Below are 505 nucleotides of genomic sequence, written 5' to 3' on the forward strand. Positions count from 1 at the left end.
TCGCGCGCCATAGACGCGCTGAATCTGCGGGTTGGCCGAGCCGTGACGTGGATCACCTTGCTGGTGGTGCTGGTCAGCGCCGGCAACGCCCTGGTTCGCAAGGTGTTCGAGACGAGCTCGAACGCGTGGCTGGAGCTGCAGTGGTACATGTTTGGTGCCATGTTCCTGCTGACGGCGGGCTATACCCTGCTCAAGAACGAACACGTGCGGGTCGACATTCTGTCGTCACGCTTATCGAAGCGCACGCAGATCTATATCGAGATCTTCGGGGTGGTGTTTTTCCTGTTGCCGGCCTCGATCCTGATCATGTACCTGTCGTGGCCGATGTTCATGGACTCGTTCGTCTCGAACGAGCAGTCCTCGAACTCGGGCGGTCTGGTGCGCTGGCCGGTCAAGCTGCTGATTCCGGTGGGCTTTGCGCTGCTGGTGCTGGCCGGTGTCTCGCGGCTGATCAAGTGCGTGGGGTACCTGCGCGGCCAGTGCCCGGATCCGCTGGCACGCGCGG

1 protein-coding gene is annotated in these 505 nt (G+C 62.4%); it reads left to right on the forward strand.

The window, feature by feature from the left end:
• A partial coding sequence (locus tag KW845_RS29335; RefSeq protein ID WP_218372946.1) for a TRAP transporter small permease subunit occupies positions 1 to 505 on the forward strand: 505 nt, incomplete at both ends.

This window comes from Bordetella sp. BOR01, from assembly GCF_019218885.1.
Classification (GTDB): Bacteria; Pseudomonadota; Gammaproteobacteria; order Burkholderiales; family Burkholderiaceae_B; genus Bordetella_A.